The organism is Gilliamella sp. wkB178 (assembly GCF_001690705.1).
Classification (GTDB): domain Bacteria; phylum Pseudomonadota; class Gammaproteobacteria; order Enterobacterales; family Orbaceae; genus Gilliamella; species Gilliamella apicola_K.
In genome coordinates this window covers 374,700-398,175 of record NZ_LZGK01000013.1, presented here as the reverse complement: position 1 = coordinate 398,175, position 23,476 = coordinate 374,700, and the positions used below count along the sequence as shown (strand labels likewise).

Below are 23,476 nucleotides of genomic sequence, written 5' to 3'. Positions count from 1 at the left end.
ATACCGTCATGCATCAAACAGCAGATATTCAACAAGCAGTTAATTATATTCAGCAACAAACCGATAAAAAACCGACCATAGGTATTATTCTTGGTTCAGGGCTAGGACCTTTTGCCGATACACTTACTGATGCGGTTCATATTCCTTACCATACTATTCCTCATTTTGCTAAATCTGCCGCCGTAGGCCATGCTAATGAATTAGTAATTGGTAAAAGTGGCGATAAGACAGTTGTAGCTATGAAGGGTCGCTTCCATTACTACGAAGGCTTTACTTTAGATCAGGTTACTTTCCCTGTGCGGGTAATGAAAATGCTTGGTGTTGAAAAACTGATTATTACCAATGCCTGTGGTGCGGTGAATACAAGCTTTCAACCAGGTGATTTAATGCTGATCACCGATCATATTAATCTCACAGCTAATAATCCGTTAATGGGACCAAATAATGATGAATTAGGGGTGAGATTTTTAGATGTTAGTGAAGTGTATAACAAACAACTACGCGCAACAGTGGTTGATGTAGCCAAAGAACTGAATATTACACTTCGTCATGGTGTATATGCATGGTGGACTGGCCCGACTTATGAAACGCCTGCCGAAGTTAGAATGATTCGAGTGTTAGGTGCTGATGCGGTTGGCATGTCAACAGTACCTGAAGCAATTATTGCTCACCATTCAGGTATCAAAACTATTGGTATATCCTGCTTAACTAATATGGCCTGTGGCATTTTAGATCAACCTCTAGGCCATGAAGAAGTAATTGAAACCGCCGAACGGGTTAAATCAACCTTTTTACAATTGATAACCCAAACGATAACTCGCTTCTAACTGAGCCTTTTATAAGGTTAAAAAGGTTGGTTACAATTCACTTTATGATACTAGGCATAAATTATGGATATAAAAAATAGATTAAAAATCATGATGTTCCTTCAATATTTTATTTGGGGGAGTTGGTTAACAACATTTGGCGCTTACATGAATAACACCCTGCATTTTTCAGGGGTTGAAGTTGGCATTGTTTTTAGTTCTAAAGGCCTTGCGGCACTAATTATGCCAGCCATTCTTGGCATTATTGCAGATAAATTTATACCCGCTAAATATCTATATATGCTTTGCCATTTAGTAGGCGCGATTGCCCTGTTTTATGCGGCTCCTATTAATGATTCAACAGCTATGTTTTGGATTATGGCGTGCAATGCATTTGCGTTTATGCCAACTATCTCCTTGTCTAATTCAATTAGTTATTATTGTTTGGATAAAGGTGATTTAGATACTGTTACCGTGTTCCCTAAAGTGCGAGTGTTTGGAACCATAGGTTTTATCGTAGCGATGTGGACAATTAGTTTACTTGGTTATGAATTGAGTAATATGCAACTTTATGTGGCCTCGGCGGCATCAGTTTTATTAGTGCTATATACAGCAACGTTACCTAATATTCCTATTATTAAACAACAAAATCAATCTTGGTTTTCACGTTTAGGATTAGATGCATTTGTGTTATTCAAAAAACCTATAATGGCAGTATTTTTCCTGTTTGCCATGTTACTAGGAGCTATATTACAAATCACTAACGTTTTTGGTGGTGCTTTCTTGCATGATTTTGCTAATTACCCGCAATATAAAGATAGCTTAGTTGTTAGCCATGCGGCAATTTTACTCTCCGTTTCACAAATGGCCGAGGTGGGCTTTATTTTAACCATTCCATTTTTCCTTAAGAAATTGGGTATTAAAAAAGTTATGATCATCAGCATGATCGCTTGGACATTACGCTTTGGCTTATTTGCCTTTGGCGACCCATCACCATTTGGCTTTGTTTTACTAATGTTATCCATGATTGTTTATGGTTGCGCTTTTGATTTCTTCAATATTTCGGGTTCTATTTTCATCGAAAAAGAAGTCAATTCAACCATTAGAGCTAGTGCTCAAGGTCTGTATATGACTATGGTAAACGGCATTGGTGCTTATATTGGTTCGATTCTAAGTGGTTTAGTCGTTGATATGTGTACTCATGATGGTATCAAGGATTGGCAAACTATTTGGTTAATTTTTGCGTCTTATGCGTTATTACTTTGCATCATTTTCTACTTTACGTTTAATTATGATCATAAAAATGATCCAGTAACCAACCAATAATTTAGTTAACTAAACGAAAAAAAATCATAATAAAGTAACAGGATCACCGCCTGTTACTTTTGTGTGCCTTGTCATCGTCAAAAAACGATGTACCGATATATAAAAGTAATGAGATTTAAATATGAAACAGCAGTTTATAGGTGGTTGGTTAGTTTTTTTAGGGGCTTGCAGCTTCGGAGTGTTATCCTCTATTGTTAAAACCGCTTATCATGCCGGTTATACCCTAGGTGAAGTCACTGGGGTGCAATGTATGTTTGGCATGTTAATTTTGTGGGGACTTCATGTCATTTTTACTACCTTCCGTCGTCCTCCCAACAAAGTAAGTAACAATGATAACAATAAACCATTCACACCACGATGGAAAGTTGTCGCTACCGGGATTTTTCCTGGACTTGTGGGAATATGTTATTACCAATGTGTCCAATTAATCCCTGCTTCAATTGCAATTATTTTATTAATGCAATATTTGTGGATGAGTGTAATGATTGATTATGTGGTCTTTAAAAATAAACCAACAAGCATGCAATTATTGGCAGTAATTGTAATTATTGTGGGTAGTTGTTTGGCGGCAGGTATTACTAATCAAAGTATTCATTTAAATTTAACCGGTTGTTTATTTGGATTGTTAGCCGCATTAATGTATTCATTATTCATTAGCACCAGCAGTAATATTGGTAATCATTTACCTAAATTAGAAAAGAGTGCTTTGATGATTACCGGTGCATGTATTATCACTTTTTTGATATTCCCGCCGTTTTTTTTGTTTAAATTGAGTTTTAATGATCTAATTTATCAATTAGGTTTATTATTAGCATTGTTGGGGACCGTCTTGCCACCATTTTTATTTGCCATCGGGATGCCCAAGATTGGGATTTCATTAAGTGCTATTTTGTCAACCGCGGAACTTCCGGTTGCGGTGACTTGCTCATATTGGTATTTACAAGAATCAGTTTACTTTAGTCAATGGCTTGGAGTGTTGATGATTTTATTAGCAATGGTCTTACCTAATTTAATACACCTCCGCAAAAAACGTTAATTTTATCAATTTTAGGAACGAGTTTTATCGTTCCTTCTTAAATCGTATCCTATTTTACGGTATAGCTACTTCAAGTTTAGTTGTTAATAAAAATTATCAACGGGATTGAATATTGATAAAACACCCCCATTGTAATAAATTCGGAATGTAATAGTAATAATACTGAGACTGATAGTTTAACTGTCGGCAGTTTTCTGTTTTTTTTAGGTAACTGGTTGAAAATGGACTTAAAGTGCCTAAGTAAAAATGATAAATATTCGGTCTGGCAAAATAGTGCTATTATTTAATACCTAGTCCTAAAGTATAGCAATCCATGGGGTTCTTCAATAACGAAGAAATAACCATGAATTATGATTTACCAAATAAATGATCCAAAGTAGTTTAGTTGTTAATTTATATATTAATATTTGCGTACTTGTCCGAAATAACTTTACCAAATAAGCAGCAGTTTTTTTCATTGTTAGACACATGGTTTTATTATTATCCTACAAAAGGAGTTATAGTATGACAATACATAAAAAACCTTTATTTACCTTGATCCCCAGCAATGAAGCCATACTTTCCCAAAAAACATTAAATCAATGGGATGCAAATTCAAATAACCAAAATCTAGCAGATGAAGTTTTTGCACTACGGATTAAAAAACATAAACTTCACCATACAACGTATACGGAAAAAGAGTACACCAACGAGGCTACGACTAATAATCGTGAATTTCGTTTTATTTTTAATGAAATTTTTGAATCCGAGCACCATGCAAAACAAATAAGAATGTTAAAAGATGAAATCGCTCTTGACGAAGAATCCAATAAAATAAAGGAATTACTGGCTAATCGTTTAAAAGAGATCATCCAAATTTACCCTAAGCTAAAATTTGATTTGCATAATTGTTGTTTGTTACCTAAAAAAATTAAAGATTATCTATTTGCACCACCATTAATCCTCACTGCAGATAATTCCATTATGCTGTGGGATGATTAACTTGGATTTAGCATTTAGGTTTAGCAAAATTAGGTTATCATCAACCATTAATTATTTTTTACAGGGCAATATGCCCTGTTTTTATCATAGTTAATGATTAACTACAGTTAATTATTAAATGCACTTTCGCCATGGTAGTTAATATCCAAACCTTCACGTTCGTGTTCTTCACAAACCCGTAACCCCACACACAGATCAGCAATTTTATAGGCAATAAATGCGACTACTGACGTCCAAATAACACAGGTCACTACACTCATAGCTTGAATACCAACTTGAGTTGCCATGGTGATACCTTCTTGGTAGCCAACTCCACCTAAAGCTTCTGATGTAAATACTCCGGTGAGTAGACAACCAACAATACCACATACACCATGCACACCAAATACATCGCAAGTATCATCAACTTTTAAAATTCGTTTAAGTGTGGATACGCCCCAAACTCCAGCGAAACCACAGATGATACCAATTAATAATGCGCCCCCTACTCCCACAAAACCTGCTGCCGGGGTTACACCAACTAATCCGGCAATAACACCCGATGCTGCGCCTAAACATGATGGTTTACCGCGTAAAACCCATTCAGCTAATGACCACGATAATACTGCTGCAGCAGTTGCCGCAACTGTGTTGATAAAAGCTAGCCCAGCTATTTCATCGGCGTGAGTTGAAGAACCAGCATTAAAACCAAACCAACCTATATAAAGGATCGCCGCCCCTAAGTAAACTAAAGGTAAGTTGAAAGGTTTTAGTGGTTCACGGTTAAAACCAATACGGTTTTTAAGTAAATAAGCCCCCATTAAACCAGCTACAGCGGCATTAATATGTACAACGGTGCCGCCAGCAAAATCTAATGATCCTTCATCACCTAAAATACCGCCCCCCCAAACCATATGCGCCATAGGGATGTAGGAGAATGTGAACCAGATCACCATAAAAATTAGCACCGCTGAAAATCGGATTCGTTCTGCAAAAGCACCCGGGATTAAGCAACAGGTGATGCAAGCAAATGATCCTTGGAAGGCAATCCAAATTAATTCATAAATCGTGCCGGATACATCAGTAATACCAATACCTACCAATAATAAATGGTTAAAGTTGCCAAAAAACCAGTTACCTTCACCAAATGCTAAGGAATAACCATACACAATCCATAAAACAGCGATAAGGGAAAAGCTCACCAGTACTTGAGATAACATCGACAACACATTTTTAGCTCGTAATAAGCCACCATAAAAAAGCGCTATTCCCGGAACCGACATGAATAATACTAGCGCGGTACAGATCATCATAAAGCCATTATCGGCTTTATCGGCTACCGCAACTTCATCGGCAAACACAGGGCTTGCTAGCAAAAACATCAAAGATAAAGTTAATTTTTTAAACATAATTATATCCTTAACAATGGTTATAATGCTGAATCATCGGTTTCACCGGTACGAATACGTACGACATGCTCTAATGAAGTCACAAAAATTTTGCCATCACCAATTTTGCCGGTATAGGCGGCTTTAGTGATAGTACTGATAACTTCATCGACAAGATCGTCGCTAATGGCTAAATCAATTTTTACTTTAGGCAGGAAGTTGACATTATATTCAGCACCACGGTATAACTCGGCATGGCCTTTTTGCCGACCAAAACCTTTAACTTCAGTAACGGTTAAACCGGTAATACCAATATTAGATAACGCTTCTCGAACTTCTTCTAACTTAAATGGTTTGATAACTACTGTGACTAATTTCATCAATAATTCCTCATCTATGTGCAAGACGTTGGTATTAATGCAAAGCTTGTGCCACATTTTTAATCTTGTTATCTAGATAGTTATTAAAGGAGTTTTTAAGAGGAATGAATTTAAACCGTAATAGGATTAAACATATTGATATATATGGAAATAAACCACTTATAATTTAGGATTGATTAACATTTTAGTTGCTAACTGTTAATTATTTGCATAACGCTAATTGTTATTAAAAACATTAGACTTGCTTGTCAAGATGTTTCCTGAGAACTATACGTTTAAGTATAAAAATAGGGTTTGCGCACTTCGTTGGTGCGGATGCTTATTTTTAGTGCTGCAATTTTTAGCAAAAAAACGGTATTACACGGTGACCATTAATTTGCGATATTCATCATAAGCAAAATGATCGGTCATACCACTAATATAATCTTGTAATAAACGACAACGGTAATAAAACTCCATACAAGCAAAACTTGCATCTGAGGTTTTGAGTTTAGTTACCGCTTGTTGATAAGCATCACAATGTTTGGCTGATAGTTTATGATATAAGCGAGTTTCAATTGGGTAACGTTTATTATTATCGGTTTTAACTAATTTAAGAAAATCAGCAGTTGGCATATCTAAAAGTGGGCTATAAATATCGAGTAAACCACTAATAATGCGATACCCCTGTAGTTCAATATTTTCAACCGATTCATGATTAAAAATATGCTCAAAGCCCACCGCTTTAAAAATATTGAGTAATTTATATTCGGCATCATGATCTTCAAGTAAAGCATGATTGAAGCTGCCATGATAAATAGTCTCGATATTTTCAATAAAACGTTCGGCCGCATGTGGAACCAGTTTGCCAATAGTGTTTACGCGTAAATACATAAAAAACTGATCCACACCAATTGGTTCAAACTCATTTTGCATCAAATTATCATAAGGACGATTGACGACTTCATCAAATAGATCACCTGTTTTAACCGGTCCCCATGCATTTTTTAAATAATTATACAGTTGTTTTACTGTAAGTATTTTCTTTTCAACAGCATCTTCAAGATCGGCAATACAATAGGAAATATCATCGGCCGCTTCCATTATATAAGTTAGCGGATAACGGTGAAATGGTTGGATATCAAGTTGTTTGGATAATTCTTTAACAAATGCTTCTTCAGATAAATAATAACCTGGTTTTTTCATTAAATAGTCATATTCACTTGGTATTGGTTGTGACCAATAGGCTGGTTTAGAATATTTAAAGATGGCAGCAATTTGTGAATAAGTTAAGTTAAGCCGTAAAATAGTATGCACTAAGCGAATAGCTTGTGCATTACCTTCAAAATTAGATAAGTCTTGGCGAATCTTACATTTTAAGTCTCGTAATTTATCACTATCATTCGCTTGTAATTCAATGGCTGGATAGTTAGTAGTTTTGCCAATTCCTAAGTGTTTAACAAACCATTTATTGATTGCCGCCTCACCAAAATGACCAAAAGGCGGATTGCCAATATCATGCATTAAACACGCCATTTCCACCAGACTTTCAATCGCCATAATTGATTTATCTAATCCATAGGTTTTTAATTGCCCGGATTTACCTAAACGATGAACAATCTCTTTGACAATATAGCGCCCGACTTGTTGCACTTCCATTGAGTGTGTAAGGCGAGTCCTAACCACTGAATTACGCTCTAAAGGAAAGACTTGGGTTTTTTGTTGTAATCGCCTAATGGCGGCTGAATTAATAATGCGCCCCCGATCGCTTTCAAAACAGCGGACAATTGAATATTCGTCTGATAAGGCTTCACGTTGCTTACTTGCGTAACGTTGATAATTAATTTTGTTACTAAAGTTTATCATGACTCAATCCTTGATGTTTAAAAGCGCTGACTGTTTATGTAATTACAACTTTTGTTTTGCCCATGTAATAGCAAATTGATAATCCGTTGGCAGTAACGGTAATAATGCATCTAATGAGGTGCGTAATTTTTCAGGTTGATTATGCGTTAGGTTTAAATGCCCTACTTTACGCCCGGCACGTACTTCTTTGGCATACCAATGCAGATGCACTAAATCGACGGCTAACCAATGTTGATTTAACTCAGTACCAATTAAATTGACCATTACTGATGGTGCAAATACATCTGGTTTAGGTAAGGGTAAGCCAAGAATAGCACGTAAGTGGAGTTCAAATTGGCTAATTGACGCGCCATTTTGAGTCCAGTGACCACTATTGTGCACCCGTGGTGCCAATTCATTTATTAACAGTTTATCGCCCATTACAAAGCATTCCATTGCCATAACACCTACATACTTAAGCTTATGCATGATAGCCGAGAGCATTTGTTCGGCTTGTTGCTGCAATGCCCGATTTTCATTAGGCAAGGCAACACTCATTTTGAGAATGCCATCTTGATGTAAATTATTGGTGAGTGGGTAAAAAACCGTCTGACCTTTGGCATTCCGAGCCCCAACTAAAGACATTTCTTTATCAAAAGCAATGGCTTGTTCCACAATAGCATGCTGATAGGCATCTTCCGGTACATTAATCTCACTATTGCTAGCAATGCGCCATTGCCCTCGCCCGTCATAACCGCCAGTGCGACGTTTAATAATTAATAAATCACCTAATTTTTCAAATAATTGCGGCCAATCTTGTGAATGATTAAGTGGTAACCACTTTGCCGTAGCCTGACCAAGTTCATCGAGTAATTGTTTTTGAGTTAAACGATCAGCAATAATCGGAAAAATAGCGCGGTTAATAAAATGCGGGTGTTTAGCGAGTTGTTGAGTAAATGGAGTATCCGGCCAACGCTCAATCTCGGCAGTGATCACTGAATGCTGATAAGGAATGCTATTAGGATCAACATCAGCACCTACCGGATAAACATCAATGCCTAGTGGTTCGCCAGCTTGCCTTAGCATTCGCCCTAACTGACCATTACCAAGTACACAAACAGTTGGTGTTATCATATTAAACTTCTACTCTGGGATCTGGATTATTTAATACTTCATCGGTCTGACTAAGTCGCCAGAGTGATAAACGTTGATAAATAGTATTATCGTGTAACGCTAAGATTTGTGCAGCTAGCAAGGCGGCATTGGCCGCGCCAGCTTTACCAATGGCTAAGGTACCAACTGGGATACCTTTTGGCATCTGCACAATCGAATAAAGGCTATCCACACCATTTAAGGCTGCAGTTTGGACAGGCACTCCCAACACCGGAAGCAATGTTTTAGCTGCTAACATACCCGGTAAATGTGCAGCACCACCAGCTCCGGCAATAATGACATCAAAACCGCTTGATTTAGCATCTTCTGCAAAGCGAAATAATTTATCTGGTGTACGGTGCGCCGAAACAATTTCGACATGATAGGGAATAGTTAATGTGTCAAGCACATCAGCAGCATGTTGCATGGTTGCCCAATCACTTTTTGAGCCCATTACAATGGCAATTTTAGGTTGAGTATGCATAGGATTGCTATCAATATTTACAAAAATGATATGCAATAAGTATACACTAAATTTTAATAGATGGGCATAGTTGGTAACTTGATTACTAATTAAACGGCTAACCACAACCGAATATTAAGTTGTATGAACCAGATCTCTTCCTCATCATTACAGATGGGGAAGATTAATCATAGGTTAGTAAATAGAATAATTTATGATTTTACTGCCGCAATAATTTTAATTTCTACCAAATATTCTGGTTTCATTAATCCGGCTTGCACAGTACAACGCACCGGAGCCTTGCCCTTAGCAACCCACTCATCCCATGCTTTATTCATCGCCGCAAAATCACTTTTATTCACTAAAAACAGTGTAACATCTAAAATGCGCGTTTTATCGCTGTTAGCGCGTTCCAAAATTTTATCAATTTCAGCTAAAGCACTTTGAGTTTGTTGATAGGCATCATTAACCAGATTAGTTGGCACGCTAGTATAATAAATTACATTATTGTGGATCACTGCTTCAGACCAGCGATCTTCGGGATCTATTCGCATTATTGTCATCTTGTTTCCTTTTAAGATACTTTAATAAAATCTGCACGTAGTTTTTTTATCTCATCACGTAACACACCAGCTTTTTCAAATTCAAGATTTTGTGCTGCTTCATACATCATGGCTTCAAGTTCCTTGACTCTAGCTTGTACTTCTTTTACTGACACATAATGATACGGTTTACCAGGTTCAAATGCTTGCACTTTAGCGGTTGCTTTTTTAGTACTTAATCCCGCATCTAAAATGTCTTTAATTTCTTTGCGTACTGATTTAGGTGTAATACCATGTGCAGTATTAAAATCTTGCTGTTTTTTACGACGACGAGCGGTTTCATCAATAGTTTTTTGCATTGCCGGAGTGATTTTATCTGCATATAAAATGGCTTTACCATTTACATTACGAGCTGCTCGACCTACGGTTTGAATTAATGAACTTTCCGAACGTAAAAAACCTTCACGATCAGCATCTAAAATTGCTATCAATGAAACTTCCGGTATATCTAACCCTTCACGCAATAAGTTAATGCCAACCAGTACATCAACTTTACCTAATCGTAAATCCCGAATGATTTCCATACGTTCTACGGTGTTGATGTCCGAGTGTAAATATTTAACATTAATATTATGTTCTGACAAATAATCGGTTAAGTTTTCTGCCATACGTTTTGTTAGCGTAGTGACCAGCACACGCTCGTTATCATTAATACGAATTTTAATTTCAGACAACAGATCATCTACTTGCGAAGCTACCGGACGCACTTCTAAAATTGGATCTAATAAACCGGTTGGTCGAACCACTTGTTCAATGATTTCGCCACCTGATTTATCAATTTCATATTTAGCTGGGGTTGCCGAAACATAGATTGTTTGCGGCATAATATTTTCAAATTCAGCAAATTTTAATGGGCGGTTATCCAATGCCGACGGCAACCGGAATCCATATTCAACTAAATTTAATTTACGAGATCGGTCACCATTATACATTGCGCCGATTTGCGGAATTGCCACATGTGATTCGTCAATAAACAATAAACCATCTGCAGGCAAGTAATCAAACAAAGTTGCCGGCGGTTCGCCTGGATTACGTTGGGCTAAAAAGCGTGAATAATTTTCAATACCCGAACAATAACCCAATTCGGTCATCATCTCAATATCAAATAAAGTCCGTTGAGTGAGTCGTTGTTCTTCAAGTAGACGATTATTGTCTAGTAATACTTTTTGACGCTCTTTAAGCTCCTGCTTTATTTGTGCAATCGCATTTTCCATAATGTTTCTTGGCGTTACATAGTGGGTTTTTGGGTAAATGGTAATACGTGATACCTCATTAACACTACTTCCAGTTAATGGATCAAACAGACCTATCCGTTCAACTTCATCATCAAATAATTCAACCCGCACGGCTAATTCATCAGAATCAGCAGGGAAAATATCGATTACATCGCCACGTACCCTAAAAGTACCACGACTAAAACCTATCTCATTACGGGTATATTGCATTTCAGCTAAACGCGTTAAGATTGATCGTTGATCGGTAATAGTACCTTTAGTTAGATGCAAAATCATTGACATATACGTTTCTGGTGCCCCCAAACCATAAATGGCGGATACCGATGCTACTATCACTACGTCACGGCGTTCTAATAGCGATTTAGTAGCTGATAGGCGCATCTGTTCAATATGTTCATTAATGGATGCATCTTTTTCAATAAACGTATCGGTTGACGGTACATAGGATTCCGGTTGGTAGTAATCGTAATAAGAAACAAAATACTCCACCGCATTTTCTGGAAAAAAGGCTTTCATTTCACCATACAACTGCGCCGCCAATGTTTTATTCGGTGCTAAAATAATTGTTGGGCGATTATGTTTGGCAATTACGTTGGCCATGGTAAAGGTTTTACCCGATCCAGTTACACCTAATAGCGTTTGATGCGCTATTCCATCTTCAAGATTTTGGTTGATCTTTTTGATTGCTTCTGGTTGATCGCCCGCAGGTTTAAACTCGGAACACAATTTAAATTTTTTCATTACATCGCAACCTAATATTTTACCTATTAATAAAAATTATCCCCAAAAAGACTTGACCTTTAAAAATCTTATATTTTTTGTTCTGTTAACGTAAAAACCTATAATTATGACATTAAAATGACAACTTGATTTATGCTAACATATTGATATAAAACAAAATATAAAATCATGCTTAAGTTGTAACCAAATCAAGTTAAAACCTGATAGCAACTGTAATTATAGCTTTTTTCAATAAACAATTCACAGAGTTATCCACAGGCATCGGGGATAACTCTATAAGTATAGTTGTTATCTCTCTTTTTCAATGGTCAAGCTAAATTTTCATGAAAAAAATAATTTATTTTCATTGATTGTTTCTATTTTTAAATGGTTATTAATAGCTGATAACTAACAATCTAATTAACTCTAATTAACCTGTTCCAATTGGTATTGATAGTTATGATCTAAATCAGGCTCAAAAGTTAATCGATGAGTGATGCATTTAGGCGCATCTTCTGCATGATGAGAAATAAACAGTAGTTGGGTATAGCCGTTATTAATTAACCGATCTATCCAACGTTTAACCAATTCCCGATTTAGTTGATCGAGTCCTTGCAATGGTTCATCCAAAATCAGTAATGTTGGATGTTTTACTAAAGCTCTAGCGATCAAAACTAAACGTTGCTGCCCCCAAGAAAGCGATTGAAAAGGATCATTTGCTTGCTTTTGCAACCCAAGTAATTGTAACCATTGATCAGCTAATTTATTTTGTTTATCACTGGTTGCTTGATAAATACCTATTGAATCAAAATACCCTGATAGTAATACATTTTTAACACTGGCACTAACACGATAATCTAAATGTAAACTACTACTGACATAACCGATATGCCGTTTAATGTCCCAAATAGTTTCTCCAGAACCTCGTTTGCGACCAAATAAGGTTAAATCATTACTGTAGCCTTGTGGATGATCACCGGTAATCAGACTTAATAAAGTAGATTTACCCGCACCATTCGGCCCAACAATTTGCCAATTTTGTTTCGCTTTGACTTGCCAAGTTAAACCATTAATTATGATTTTATCAGCATATTTAACATAACCATTGTTTAAGATGACTCTATCGATGTCATCAGCTAACTTGACTGGTGGTTCATCGGCTTCAGGTAATGAAACATTTTGCATTGATTCCAACTCAGCCAGTTGTTTAACAGTAGCGTCGTCTAATATGGCGGCTTTACTACCAATTTTCAATAGTTGACAATCAGCTAGTACACCAATATTTTCAATAAAAGATGGAATTTCATTAAATCGATTCAATACCAGTACGATTGTTATGCCTTGCTCGGCCAATCCGGCAAGTTTTACCGCTAAATTTTCTCGAGATGCAACATCTAAACCGTCAAAAGGTTCATCCAATATTAGTAAATCAGGTTGGTTCATTAAGACTCGGCACAGTAATGTTTTACGAGTTTCTCCAGTTGAGAGATATTTAAACCGCCTAGATAATAAATGCTCAATGCCAAATTGTGAAGCTAATTGCCGACAACGAGCTTCATCGATTTTATGCTCTTGCATAATTTGCGCAGTAGTTAATCCGGTATCAGTTTCCCCTTCGCTAAGCATATCGGTGTTATTACGCTTCCATTCATCATCAATAAGTTTTTGTAATTGTTCAAACGAAATGTGCGCGATCGATTTAAATTCATTAATGACATTTCCGAATAATAAGGTTTGTTCACCCGCTAGTATATTGACTAAAATTGATTTACCGCTACCATTACGCCCAACAAAAGCAACACTACTCGCTGATTTGATCGTTAATGACTCGATTAGAAAAACCTTATAATCGCTAATTTTATAGCGAGCATTTGCTATTGTTAACATGACGATCCTCGTTGTACTAAACCAATGTAGCCACAATTATATGTTCTGGGTGAATAGACAATCTAGTTTGCTTACCTTCCGTCAAGGCTAATTGTTTAACTATGTTGCTAGGTTGACTAGCATACAGGGTTATGCCTGAGGCTAAGGTCAAAACAATTTCGCTCCACTGACCATCACTAGTAATTTTATTCACTGTCACCGGTAAACTATTTTCACCATCATCATTTAGATTAATCAATGGTGCTTTAATTAATAATAATACCGTTTTTTCAGCGCTTAATTGCAAACGCTCTACGCTGCTTTGGGTGATATAAACTTTTAATTCAGTTTGTTCATCACTTAATTTAACTGTAATAAAACCGGCTATACCATTGGTCTGGATCTGTTTAACACAGCCATATAATTGATTACGAGCGCTGGTTTGCAAAGATAATTTAGCAGTGGTTTTTAAAATATCATCAAGTGGAACTTGGTCATCACTCAAGATTTTAAAGGCATTATGTTGTATTTGAGTTAATAAGTCATAAAGCTGAATAAACCTCACTGCATAGGCACTGAGTTTGGTCCCACCACCATTTTTACCACCAGTAATAGTGATCAAAAATGGTTTCGGTGCTAACCGATTAATTTCATTAATTGCATCCCAGGTAGTTTTATAACTAATATTAATTAATTTTGCTGCTTGGCTTAACGATCCCGTTTGTTCAATTGCTTTTAGTAAAGCTATACGCCGAGGATCAGTAAAAAGTTGTTGATTTAATTTTAATGTTAATAAAATTTCTGGAGAAAACATTAGTGAAATACCATTTTAAGCGAAACATAGACAGCTTTACGAATACATCATTGTAGACGTTTTTTATCCTTTCATCAAAATTTGTCACTGATTTTAAGTTTAGTTGTACTTTATGGATTAATTTTGATAGCATCGATATATATTATTTTATATAACGAATGTTGTGTTGTTAATATTCGCCATTATCAATGTTGATGATATCAATATGTAGATAAGCCATATATTAATTACCTTACTAATAACTAACTTATTAACTTTGTGAGTGAGGAATCAGATGAAAAAGATTATTGGATTATTGTTTGCTATCTCAGCTTTAGCAAGTTCTTATACTGCAATTGCTGCTGAAAAGGTTACAGTATTTGCAGCTGCATCATTAACAAATGCTATGCAAGATATTAGTGCAGCTTATAAAACAGAACATAAAGATGCAGATATCGTATTCTCATTTGCCTCTTCATCTGTATTAGCAAAACAGATTGAACAAGGAGCTCCGGCCGATATTTTTATGTCTGCCGATCAAAAATGGATGACTTATCTTATTGACCATAAATTGGCTAAAGATAAAGAAGATCTACTAAAAAATGCTTTGGTATTAATCGCGCCGAAACAATCTAAATTAGATAAAGTTGAAATTAATACCAGTACTAATTGGGATGCCATTTTACCTAAAGGTGAACGAATCGCCGTGGGTGATCCTGAACATGTACCTGCTGGGCTTTATGCGAAAGAATCATTAACTAATTTAGGGGTATATGATAAATTATCACCACAATTTGCACCGGCAAGTAATGTCCGTGATGCTTTAATGTTAGTTGAACGTAATGAAGCGGTATTAGGTATTGTTTATAGTACCGATGCCAAAGTTAGTGATAAGGTAAAAATTATTGGTACTTTTCCGGCAGATACCTTTAAACCAATTGAGTACCCAATTACTTTATTGAAACCTGAAGCCAAAGACTTTTATCAATATCTTAAATCACCACAGGCTAAAACTATTTTTGAAAAATACGGATTTGTAACCAAGTAATATAATAAGTAATATGCTACTAACAGAATTTGAATGGCAAACATTGCTACTTAGCTTAAAAATTGCTGGAGTAGCAATTATTTTTAGCCTACCAGTTGGAATTTTAACTGCTTGGATTTTGGCACGTTGTCAATTTTTGGGTAAATCATTATTTGATAGTTTTGTACATCTTCCATTAGTATTGCCACCAGTAGTGTTAGGTTATTTATTACTGTTAACTATGGGTAAACGCGGCATTTGGGGTGAGTGGCTGAATCAATATTTTAATATTAGTTTTAGTTTTAATTGGCAAGGTGCCGCGTTGGCTTCGGCGGTGGTGGCCTTCCCATTAATGGTACGGTCGATCCGTTTAGCCATTGAGTCAATTGACACTCGTCTTGAAAATGTTGCGCGCACACTTGGTGCGCATAAATTCCGAGTATTTATTACTATAACCTTACCGTTAGCATTTCCGGGTATTTTGATGGGAATTGTGCTAGGATTTGCTCGTTGTTTGGGGGAATTTGGAGCAACCATTACTTTTGTTTCCAATATTCAAGGAGAAACTCGCACACTACCTCTAGCAATGTATACGTTATTACAAATGCCTGATGGTGAACATTCGGCTATGCGTCTATGTATTATTTCTATTGTTTTATCTTTAGTTGCATTGTTCCTATCAGAAATGTTAAATCGTTGGCATAAACGCAAACTAGCTGGATAAAAAATATGCTAAAATTACATATCAGCAAACAGCTGGCTTCATTTTCATTTTCTTTTAACCAAGACATAGAATGCCAAGGTGTCACCGCTATTTTAGGTGTTTCTGGATCAGGAAAATCGACGTTAATCAATCTTATAAATGGTTTAATTAAACCTGATACTGGTAGTATTATTCTTAATAAACACACTTTGGTTGATACTCAGCAAAATATTTTTATTCCTCCGGAAAAACGACATATTGGTACTGTTTTTCAAGATGCATTGTTGTTTCCTCATTATAAAGTTATTAAAAATCTTACTTATGGTACTAACCATAAATTGCCAGATAGATTTAATGAAATTGTGGATGTTCTCAATATTCGTCCATTATTAAATCGTTACCCCGCGATGCTTTCCGGCGGTGAAAAACAGCGCGTAGCGATTGGGCGGGCATTACTAACTAATCCCAAATTATTATTAATGGATGAACCATTATCAGCTTTAGATATGCCGCGTAAAAAAGAACTATTATCTTATATTGATAGCTTAGTCAATGAACTGAAAATACCGATTATTTATGTTACTCATAATATTAATGAGGTAAGGTGTATAGCGGATGAAGTAGCAATTTTAGATCAAGGTAAACTTTACGATTATGGCAAAACCGAGGTTATTTTACAAAGTGATTATTTAAAACAATGGTTATAAAGCTGAATATTGTCACTATTACTTTGTTGCTTAATATATGAAACTCCGTCATGCCATGCACCAAGCACAATTCTTTTTACTGGCTCTGCATTGATTAAAAAAGCATGAGTTGCTGGTTTATGAGTGTGCCCATGGATCATGGTATCCGCGTGATATTTAACCATCATCTCTACCACTGCTTGTTGATTAACATCCATAATGGTTTCTGATTTCATTTGATTATGTTGGCTACTTTTTTGACGTAATTTTGCGGCTATTTTTAATCTAATAAACAAAGGCAAACATAGAAATAGCTTTTGCAACCAGCTACAGTGCATGATTTTGCGAAATCTTTGATAGTGAGGATCATCGGTACAAAGCAAATCACCATGTAAAAAAACAATACTTTTTCCTGACTTCGCCAAGCAATTAATATCGGTTAATAATGTCATATCACAAGCTTTGGCATATTGTTTACCCAATAAAAAATCACGATTGCCACAAACAAAATATTTTTTGATATGCCGATTAGATAAGGACTGTAATGCACAAGCAATTTGTTTATGCAAGCTAGAATTAACATCATCACCGACCCAATAATCAAACAGATCACCTAAAATATAGAGTTCACAATTATCAGGTATCGTATCCAAAAAAGATAAGAAGCCCGCCGTAATGACGGGTTCATCATCAGTTAAATGGATATCGGCAATAAAGTAACGGATTGGATTATTCAACCGTAACACTCGAAATTAAAACATCTTCAACCGGAACGTCGGAATGCATACCATTACGACCTGTTTTTACTGCTTTAATTTTGTCAATAACATCAAGGCCATCAACTACTTCAGCAAAAACACAATAACCATAGCCATTGGCATCCGCAGAACGATAATTTAAATAGTCGTTATCAACCACATTAATAAAAAATTGAGCCGTAGCCGAATGCGGATCTGAAGTACGCGCCATGGCTAAAGTACCACGATTATTTTTTAATCCGTTAGCGGCTTCATTTTGAATTGGAGCTTTAGTCTTTTTCTGTTTCATGCCAGGTTCAAAACCACCACCTTGGATCATGAAATTATTAATTACTCGATGAAAAATAGTGTTGTTGTAAAAACCTTCTTTACAATAATCAATAAAGTTTTTGACCGTTTCAGGAGCTTGATCATCAAATGTTTTGATTTTAATATCACCAAACGTAGTGTGAAATGTAATCATAAAATGTTCCTTATTTTAATTTCTATTCATAATAATTCTATAAAACGTAAATTCATGCGTTTAAACAGCGATTATTCACTTACCAAACTTTTCACAAGCTTCAAGAGTATTACTCATTAGCATGGCAACAGTCATTGGCCCAACCCCACCAGGAACTGGAGTGATCCATCCGGCTCTTTGGACTGCTGTAGCAAAATCAATATCACCCGCAAGTTTACCATCAGGCAAGCGATTAATGCCAACATCAATGACTATTGAACCTGGTTTTATCCACTCACCTTTTACATAATTAGGCATACCTACACCCGCAACTACAATATCCGCATTACTAACATGCTCGGCTAAATCAACGGTGCGGCTATGGGTTATAGTTGTGGTACAACCTAATAATAATAGTTCCAATGCCATTGGGCGACCAACAATACTGGATGCACCAACCACGGTGGCATTTAACCCTGAAAGTTGTACTCCAGTTGACTGTAACATTTTGACCACCCCATATGGAGTACAAGGGCGTAAAATAGGATCGCGTTGTAATAAGTGACCAATATTATAAGGATGGAAACCATCCACATCTTTACTAGGGTTAATTCGTTCTAAAACTTTGGTTTTATCAATATTATCTGGCAAAGGTAGTTGTACTAAGATTCCATGTACATCATTACGTTGATTTAATTCGTCAATAAGTGCTAATAATTCTTGAGTCGTAGCAGTAGAAAAGTCATAAGCAAATGAGGTAAATCCAACATCATCACAGGCTTTCTGTTTATTTTTAACGTAGATTTTTGAAGCAGGGTCTGAACCAACTTGTATTACTGCAAGCCCCGGAACAGCTAATCCCGCTACAATTCGTTGTTTTACTTTAGTAGCAATTTCATTTCGCACTTGTTGTGCTAATGCTTTTCCATCAATTATTTTTGCTGTCATCGGCTCGCCTATCCTCGTTAAATTAATGTGCTATTCTCGCAAAAGATTTTATTAATGTCTATTCGCAAGTAAATCGTTTATTGCAGTTCAGTTAAGATTTGTTGATATTGCCCGTCAATACTAGTAATAACTGCACAAATATGAGCATCAAAAGCTTTTAACTTTGGTTTTTGAGTTTTCCATTCATTTTTAGAAATTTGCTTAATGGCACCATAATTTTTTAATAAATCGAATTGTAAAATACTACTGCCAATTACGTTATAAAAAATATGTTGCCCAATGTCCTCACCTTCTTGCCTAATATTATTATAATTTTGATAATAGAATCGGGTTTCACCATTATCAGTTATGATTGAACGATGTAATAATTTAACAAGTCTTTTATACAATTTATTCAATTGACCATGCAATTCATTATCATCACCTAATTTGTTTTTTATTGCTTGATCAAATGTTTGTTTTACTTCCCCCAAAAGAATATATGCTTGTTGTTCTAGCTGTGGTAATTGTTGCCGTAAATCTTGTTGAAATTGTTTGGTTTCTTTTATTAATTGAGGATCAAGGGGTATAGATTTATTATTCAAGACGACGTTACCCTTAGGGTTAATTATCAAGTCAGTTGTTTTATTAAAAATATGGACATTTTCTTTATTTATGACGATGTCATAACTTGGTTTAACTTTACATTCCTTATGCGCTGCAAGTAGTGACATAGGTATTAATAATGAAATAAATAACATTTTTTTTAACATAACTACTTCCTAGCGGTTCACAAATGAGATTAAAACTACTCACCAACTAAAATAATATAACTTTCAATAGTGTTTTAGCGTTCATATAACATCCTCGCTTGTCTTATATTAGATAATTAAGGAATGATTCACTTTATATATGACAAAAGAACTGGTTAGTGCCTTTATGAAGATATTCACTATTATTTATTAATTTAGGAAATTAATTTAATAATTTTTCACTTCTGTTGATCGTTTTAATTTGGTACTCAATATACTTTAGATTAACACCTAAATTTAGGTTTACCAATTAATAAAGTTTAAAAAAGTTGCAGTTAAATCTAAGTTATTAAATATAATTGTTCTCTAGCATTATAATAGTATGATCGATAGATATAATCTATTTAACTAAATATGAATATCTGTTTTTTTTTCTATAAAAGTTAAGTATAGTAATTGCAATTACAAAATAAACAATTAGAGGTGATAAATGTATACTGTAATTTTTGGACGTGCTGGTTGTCCTTATTGTGCCCGAGCAAAAGAATTAGCCGAAAAATTATCCCAAGAACGTGATGATTTTTCTTATCGTTATGTAGATATTAATGCCGAAGGTATTACTAAAGAAGATCTATCCAAAAGCGTGGGTAAAACTGTTGAAACAGTGCCACAAATTTTCATTGATGAAAAACCAATTGGTGGATGCACTGATTTTGAAGCTTATGCTAAGGAACATCTGGGACTTTATAAAGATTAGACACAATTCTAATTTAATAGTTATGTCACGAATATGCCACCGATCAGTGGCATTTTTTTATGCAAATATATAGCTAGTTACCGACCGGGTAGTTTTTTCCATGTTACTTCATTGCGCAAATACGTCGGTTCCACATCTTCGACAGCAATTGTTTGATTATTTTCCCATTTATGACTTGCTATCACAATTAGATCTTGTGCCTGTGGCAATAAAATACCACTTGGTTGGATATCAGTAAGCATATTGGGATAAGTTTGCCAACCAGTTCCAGCACTATAGTAATCGTCAGAAACTTGTTTAACTTGTTTTTCCACCTTTTCTGGAGCTATGACACATTCGGAAATGACTGCTTGCCACTGATGGTTAAGCAACTGATATTGGCCTAGATAAACTTCATTCATTCTGGCATCAATTGCAGCTATGACATTGGTTGCCTGTTGAGTTCGGTACGCTCCTTCAGCTAAAGTCATTAATGTTGACACGCCTATCATGGGTCTATCAATTCCTAATGCTAAACCTTGAGCAACACCAATACCAATCCGAACCCCAGTGAAACTACCTGGACCTTGTCCAAAGGCAATTGCATCAATTTGGGAAAGAACACAGTTTGATTGTTTTAATAGTTTATCAATCATTGGTAAAATCTGTTGCGTATGATCACGGGCAGATATAATAAAATCATGAGTGATCTCATTACAATATAATAAAGCGACTGAACAAGCTTCGGTCGAGGTATCAATGGCTAAAATAGTACTCATCGTTTATCCAAAATATTTAACATATGTATATTATTTTTTAGTTAATAAAAAATTAATTACGTTATTTATATCTCTCGTTCGTGGTGAAGGCGGTAAGCTATTAATAAATGTTGCCCCATAAGGCCTCATAACCAAGCGATTATCACAAATAATAACGGCTCCACGATCATTATGGTGACGAATTAATCTCCCTACACCTTGCTTTAAGGTAATAACTGCCTCTGGTAATTGTACCTCATTAAATGGGTCACCACCTTGCATTTGACAATCTTCCATACGAGCTTTAATTAAAGGGTCATCAGGCGAAGTAAATGGTAATTTATCTATAATAACACATGACAAGGTATCCCCTCTAACATCAATCCCTTCCCAAAAACTACTGGTGGCAATTAATAAAGCATTACCATTGTGAATAAATTGTTCTAGTAATTTAACTTTACTGGTTTCGCCTTGGACTAAAACTAATAATTTAGTTACTTCTCGAAATTGCTTAGCCAAAGCATTCATCATGGCATACGAAGTACATAAAAAGAAACAGCGTCCATTATTAGCTTCAATAACAGGCAACAAAATTTCGACCAACTTTTCAGCATTTCCTTGTTCATTAGGAGAAGGAATATAACGTGGAACACACATTATTGTTTGATGCACATAATCAAATGGGCTTTCTAATATAAGTGATTCTGCATTGGTTAATCCTAAGCGTTTAGTGAAGTAATCAAGATGATTATTGACTGATAACGTAGCTGAGGTAAAGATCCAACTACCTTTACGCTCACTTAGTAGCTCTGTGAATTTGTCAGCAACTGATAAAGGTGTTAGTGCAAAAACAAAATAGTTATAAGAGCTTTCATACCAATAACTAAAACCAGGGACTTGAGTATCGGTTAATCTTTTCAACAATATGTTATATTGATTAACCCGTTCGAAACAGTTATCTAATGTTGTTGAGCGCCCTACCGCCAGTAATAAAACTTCCTGACAGAACTTTAAGGCATCGAAAAGAAAAGATAGCTCTTGTTTTACCGTTGGTTGTTTAAATAAATTATGTAAATTCCCTTTAGCATTTTGTTGATTAATAGCTAGTCTTAAATCTTGAGTACATTTTTGTAATTTATCTGCACATTGTTGTAACTGTGACATGTCTTTAACCTCAGTGCGATAACTGAGATTAATTTCTTTAGCTAAGTCAAATAGTTGACGACTAGTTAACTGTTGACCGAAATAATGACAGGCTAAATCGGGAAGTTGGTGTGCTTCATCAAAAATCATCACTTCTGCTTTGGGAATTAACTCACCAAAACCGGTGTCTTTGACTACCACATCAGCTAAAAACAAATGATGATTCACCACCACAACATCAGCATTTAATGCGCGTTTACGGGCTTTAACTACGTAACAATCATTATAATGTTCACACTCGCTACCAAGACAATTATCATTGGTGCTAGTCAATATTGGCCAAATCGTATTATCTTCAGTCACAGTAGTACACTTGCTGATATCTCCATCTTTGGTTTTAATTGACCAATTTTTAACTCTAACTAAATCGACTCGTAAGTCTTTATCAAGATCGCCTGCGGCTGCATATTGATGATGCAATCTTTCTAAACATAGGTAATTAGCACGCCCTTTAAGCAGAGAAATTTTGCCAGTATAATTTAGTGCTTTTTTGATGATTGGTAGATCTTTACTAAAGAGTTGTTCTTGAAGATTTTTAGAACCCGTTGAAATAATAACTTTTTTGTCACTACGTAAAGCAGGCACTAAATATGCAAACGTTTTACCTGTACCGGTTCCTGCTTCAACAACTAGTGATTGCTGTTTTTTTATTGACTCAGAAACTTTACTTGCCATGTTCCGTTGTGGTTCTCTAGCCACAAACCCATCGATAGTTTGAGCCAGTAAACCATTATCAGCAAAATCATCAATCACTTAAAAAGTACCTAGTTAACCAAGAAGAAGTTAGCAAAATCAATTAAAAATAGAAAATCTACTTACGACATTATACAGCATTATAAATACATATAAGCCTATATGTTTAATGGGGATAGCATCTTACACCAAACTCACAAATTATACTATTGGCATTTCTTAATGCAGCTATAGTATTTA

The 23,476-nt window shown here is 35.6% G+C and carries 23 protein-coding genes; 8 read left to right on the top strand and 15 right to left on the bottom strand.

Going from position 1 to position 23,476, the window contains the following annotated elements:
• Window positions 1-8: 8 nt before the first annotated feature.
• The 4 genes from A9G13_RS06090 (at window position 9) to A9G13_RS06075 (ending at window position 4,149) form a co-directional block, all read left to right on the top strand.
• Entirely contained in the window at window positions 9-827 is an 819-nt protein-coding gene (locus tag A9G13_RS06090; protein WP_065556701.1) for a purine-nucleoside phosphorylase, read from the top strand.
• Window positions 828-890: 63 nt separating this feature from the next.
• Complete coding sequence (locus tag A9G13_RS06085; RefSeq protein WP_065556700.1) at window positions 891-2,132, top strand: nucleoside permease; 1,242 nt, start codon at window positions 891-893, stop codon at window positions 2,130-2,132.
• 121 nt (window positions 2,133-2,253) lie between these two features.
• On the top strand, window positions 2,254-3,168 hold the full coding sequence (locus tag A9G13_RS06080) for an EamA family transporter (protein ID WP_065556699.1): 915 nt from the start codon (window positions 2,254-2,256) through the stop codon (window positions 3,166-3,168).
• Between the two features lie 504 nt (window positions 3,169-3,672).
• Window positions 3,673-4,149: a hypothetical protein gene (locus A9G13_RS06075; protein ID WP_065556698.1), complete on the top strand. Its 477-nt coding sequence runs from the start codon at window positions 3,673-3,675 to the stop codon at window positions 4,147-4,149.
• Between the two features lie 107 nt (window positions 4,150-4,256).
• On the opposite strand, the gene amtB is transcribed toward A9G13_RS06075, so the two are convergent.
• The 9 genes from amtB to A9G13_RS06030 form a co-directional block, all read right to left on the bottom strand.
• Window positions 4,257-5,537 (bottom strand): ammonium transporter AmtB, encoded by a 1,281-nt coding sequence (amtB, locus tag A9G13_RS06070; protein WP_065556697.1) that lies wholly within the window; start codon window positions 5,535-5,537, stop codon window positions 4,257-4,259.
• 20 nt (window positions 5,538-5,557) lie between these two features.
• Window positions 5,558-5,896: a P-II family nitrogen regulator gene (gene glnK / locus A9G13_RS06065; protein ID WP_065556696.1), complete on the bottom strand. Its 339-nt coding sequence runs from the start codon at window positions 5,894-5,896 to the stop codon at window positions 5,558-5,560.
• Between the two features lie 357 nt (window positions 5,897-6,253).
• Window positions 6,254-7,741 (bottom strand): dGTPase, encoded by a 1,488-nt coding sequence (dgt, locus tag A9G13_RS06060; RefSeq protein WP_065556695.1) that lies wholly within the window; start codon window positions 7,739-7,741, stop codon window positions 6,254-6,256.
• Between the two features lie 42 nt (window positions 7,742-7,783).
• Window positions 7,784-8,854, bottom strand: a complete 1,071-nt coding sequence (gene purK / locus A9G13_RS06055) for a 5-(carboxyamino)imidazole ribonucleotide synthase (protein ID WP_065556694.1) — start codon at window positions 8,852-8,854, stop codon at window positions 7,784-7,786.
• A gap of 1 nt (window position 8,855) precedes the next feature.
• Window positions 8,856-9,356 carry a 5-(carboxyamino)imidazole ribonucleotide mutase gene (purE, locus tag A9G13_RS06050; RefSeq protein WP_065557107.1) on the bottom strand — a complete coding sequence of 167 codons (501 nt, stop codon included), beginning with the start codon at window positions 9,354-9,356 and terminating at the stop codon, window positions 8,856-8,858.
• A gap of 191 nt (window positions 9,357-9,547) precedes the next feature.
• A complete protein-coding gene (locus tag A9G13_RS06045) occupies window positions 9,548-9,898 on the bottom strand; it encodes a RidA family protein (protein ID WP_065556693.1) in 351 nt (116 codons plus the stop codon).
• 11 nt (window positions 9,899-9,909) lie between these two features.
• Window positions 9,910-11,913: an excinuclease ABC subunit UvrB gene (gene uvrB / locus A9G13_RS06040; protein ID WP_065556692.1), complete on the bottom strand. Its 2,004-nt coding sequence runs from the start codon at window positions 11,911-11,913 to the stop codon at window positions 9,910-9,912.
• A gap of 405 nt (window positions 11,914-12,318) precedes the next feature.
• Window positions 12,319-13,785 (bottom strand): molybdate ABC transporter ATP-binding protein ModF, encoded by a 1,467-nt coding sequence (gene modF / locus A9G13_RS06035; protein WP_442902798.1) that lies wholly within the window; start codon window positions 13,783-13,785, stop codon window positions 12,319-12,321.
• A 10-nt stretch (window positions 13,786-13,795) separates the two neighbouring features.
• The gene (locus A9G13_RS06030) at window positions 13,796-14,572 is read right to left on the bottom strand and encodes a TOBE domain-containing protein (RefSeq protein WP_065556690.1); all 777 of its coding nucleotides are present in this window, start codon (window positions 14,570-14,572) and stop codon (window positions 13,796-13,798) included.
• A gap of 262 nt (window positions 14,573-14,834) precedes the next feature.
• On the opposite strand from A9G13_RS06030, the gene modA reads away from it, so the two are divergent.
• From modA to modC, 3 genes are read left to right on the top strand one after another with little or no spacing between them, the layout of a single operon-like run.
• Window positions 14,835-15,599, top strand: a complete 765-nt coding sequence (gene modA / locus A9G13_RS06025) for a molybdate ABC transporter substrate-binding protein (protein ID WP_442902794.1) — start codon at window positions 14,835-14,837, stop codon at window positions 15,597-15,599.
• 13 nt (window positions 15,600-15,612) lie between these two features.
• A complete protein-coding gene (gene modB / locus A9G13_RS06020; protein ID WP_065556688.1) occupies window positions 15,613-16,302 on the top strand; it encodes a molybdate ABC transporter permease subunit in 690 nt (229 codons plus the stop codon).
• A 5-nt stretch (window positions 16,303-16,307) separates the two neighbouring features.
• Window positions 16,308-16,988, top strand: coding sequence for a molybdenum ABC transporter ATP-binding protein (gene modC, locus A9G13_RS06015; RefSeq protein WP_065556687.1), 681 nt, complete (start codon window positions 16,308-16,310; stop codon window positions 16,986-16,988).
• Here modC and A9G13_RS06010 read toward each other — a convergent pair.
• The 4 genes from A9G13_RS06010 to A9G13_RS05995 form a co-directional block, all read right to left on the bottom strand.
• A complete protein-coding gene (locus tag A9G13_RS06010; protein WP_218059170.1) occupies window positions 16,967-17,704 on the bottom strand; it encodes a UDP-2,3-diacylglucosamine diphosphatase in 738 nt (245 codons plus the stop codon). The genes modC and A9G13_RS06010 overlap by 22 nt on opposite strands.
• Window positions 17,697-18,188 (bottom strand): peptidylprolyl isomerase B, encoded by a 492-nt coding sequence (gene ppiB, locus A9G13_RS06005; RefSeq protein ID WP_065556686.1) that lies wholly within the window; start codon window positions 18,186-18,188, stop codon window positions 17,697-17,699. The genes A9G13_RS06010 and ppiB overlap by 8 nt, the downstream gene beginning before the upstream one ends.
• Before the next feature lie 75 nt (window positions 18,189-18,263).
• Window positions 18,264-19,115 carry a bifunctional methylenetetrahydrofolate dehydrogenase/methenyltetrahydrofolate cyclohydrolase FolD gene (folD, locus tag A9G13_RS06000; protein WP_065556685.1) on the bottom strand — a complete coding sequence of 284 codons (852 nt, stop codon included), beginning with the start codon at window positions 19,113-19,115 and terminating at the stop codon, window positions 18,264-18,266.
• A 77-nt stretch (window positions 19,116-19,192) separates the two neighbouring features.
• Window positions 19,193-19,867 carry a DUF2884 family protein gene (locus tag A9G13_RS05995; RefSeq protein ID WP_065556684.1) on the bottom strand — a complete coding sequence of 225 codons (675 nt, stop codon included), beginning with the start codon at window positions 19,865-19,867 and terminating at the stop codon, window positions 19,193-19,195.
• Window positions 19,868-20,336: 469 nt separating this feature from the next.
• Between A9G13_RS05995 and A9G13_RS05990 the strand changes: the two genes are divergently transcribed.
• On the top strand, window positions 20,337-20,603 hold the full coding sequence (locus tag A9G13_RS05990) for a GrxA family glutaredoxin (RefSeq protein ID WP_065556683.1): 267 nt from the start codon (window positions 20,337-20,339) through the stop codon (window positions 20,601-20,603).
• A 77-nt stretch (window positions 20,604-20,680) separates the two neighbouring features.
• On the opposite strand, the gene tsaB is transcribed toward A9G13_RS05990, so the two are convergent.
• Both tsaB and A9G13_RS05980 read right to left on the bottom strand, forming a co-directional pair.
• Window positions 20,681-21,361, bottom strand: coding sequence for a tRNA (adenosine(37)-N6)-threonylcarbamoyltransferase complex dimerization subunit type 1 TsaB (gene tsaB, locus A9G13_RS05985; protein ID WP_065556682.1), 681 nt, complete (start codon window positions 21,359-21,361; stop codon window positions 20,681-20,683).
• 30 nt (window positions 21,362-21,391) lie between these two features.
• Window positions 21,392-23,296 carry an ATP-dependent DNA helicase gene (locus A9G13_RS05980; RefSeq protein WP_065556681.1) on the bottom strand — a complete coding sequence of 635 codons (1,905 nt, stop codon included), beginning with the start codon at window positions 23,294-23,296 and terminating at the stop codon, window positions 21,392-21,394.
• Window positions 23,297-23,476 lie beyond the last annotated feature (180 nt).

What these genes read in the sequence shown, in the direction of transcription:
- A9G13_RS06090 (WP_065556701.1), top strand. Translation starts at nt 9, where the DNA reads ATGCATCAAACAGCAGATATTCAACAAGCAGTTAATTATATTCAGCAA.
- A9G13_RS06085 (WP_065556700.1), top strand. Translation starts at nt 891, where the DNA reads ATGGATATAAAAAATAGATTAAAAATCATGATGTTCCTTCAATATTTT.
- A9G13_RS06080 (WP_065556699.1), top strand. Translation starts at nt 2,254, where the DNA reads ATGAAACAGCAGTTTATAGGTGGTTGGTTAGTTTTTTTAGGGGCTTGC.
- A9G13_RS06075 (WP_065556698.1), top strand. Translation starts at nt 3,673, where the DNA reads ATGACAATACATAAAAAACCTTTATTTACCTTGATCCCCAGCAATGAA.
- amtB (WP_065556697.1), bottom strand. Translation starts at nt 5,537, where the DNA reads ATGTTTAAAAAATTAACTTTATCTTTGATGTTTTTGCTAGCAAGCCCT.
- glnK (WP_065556696.1), bottom strand. Translation starts at nt 5,896, where the DNA reads ATGAAATTAGTCACAGTAGTTATCAAACCATTTAAGTTAGAAGAAGTT.
- dgt (WP_065556695.1), bottom strand. Translation starts at nt 7,741, where the DNA reads ATGATAAACTTTAGTAACAAAATTAATTATCAACGTTACGCAAGTAAG.
- purK (WP_065556694.1), bottom strand. Translation starts at nt 8,854, where the DNA reads ATGATAACACCAACTGTTTGTGTACTTGGTAATGGTCAGTTAGGGCGA.
- purE (WP_065557107.1), bottom strand. Translation starts at nt 9,356, where the DNA reads ATGCATACTCAACCTAAAATTGCCATTGTAATGGGCTCAAAAAGTGAT.
- A9G13_RS06045 (WP_065556693.1), bottom strand. Translation starts at nt 9,898, where the DNA reads ATGACAATAATGCGAATAGATCCCGAAGATCGCTGGTCTGAAGCAGTG.
- uvrB (WP_065556692.1), bottom strand. Translation starts at nt 11,913, where the DNA reads ATGAAAAAATTTAAATTGTGTTCCGAGTTTAAACCTGCGGGCGATCAA.
- A9G13_RS06030 (WP_065556690.1), bottom strand. Translation starts at nt 14,572, where the DNA reads ATGTTTTCTCCAGAAATTTTATTAACATTAAAATTAAATCAACAACTT.
- modB (WP_065556688.1), top strand. Translation starts at nt 15,613, where the DNA reads ATGCTACTAACAGAATTTGAATGGCAAACATTGCTACTTAGCTTAAAA.
- modC (WP_065556687.1), top strand. Translation starts at nt 16,308, where the DNA reads ATGCTAAAATTACATATCAGCAAACAGCTGGCTTCATTTTCATTTTCT.
- ppiB (WP_065556686.1), bottom strand. Translation starts at nt 18,188, where the DNA reads ATGATTACATTTCACACTACGTTTGGTGATATTAAAATCAAAACATTT.
- folD (WP_065556685.1), bottom strand. Translation starts at nt 19,115, where the DNA reads ATGACAGCAAAAATAATTGATGGAAAAGCATTAGCACAACAAGTGCGA.
- A9G13_RS05995 (WP_065556684.1), bottom strand. Translation starts at nt 19,867, where the DNA reads ATGTTAAAAAAAATGTTATTTATTTCATTATTAATACCTATGTCACTA.
- A9G13_RS05990 (WP_065556683.1), top strand. Translation starts at nt 20,337, where the DNA reads ATGTATACTGTAATTTTTGGACGTGCTGGTTGTCCTTATTGTGCCCGA.
- tsaB (WP_065556682.1), bottom strand. Translation starts at nt 21,361, where the DNA reads ATGAGTACTATTTTAGCCATTGATACCTCGACCGAAGCTTGTTCAGTC.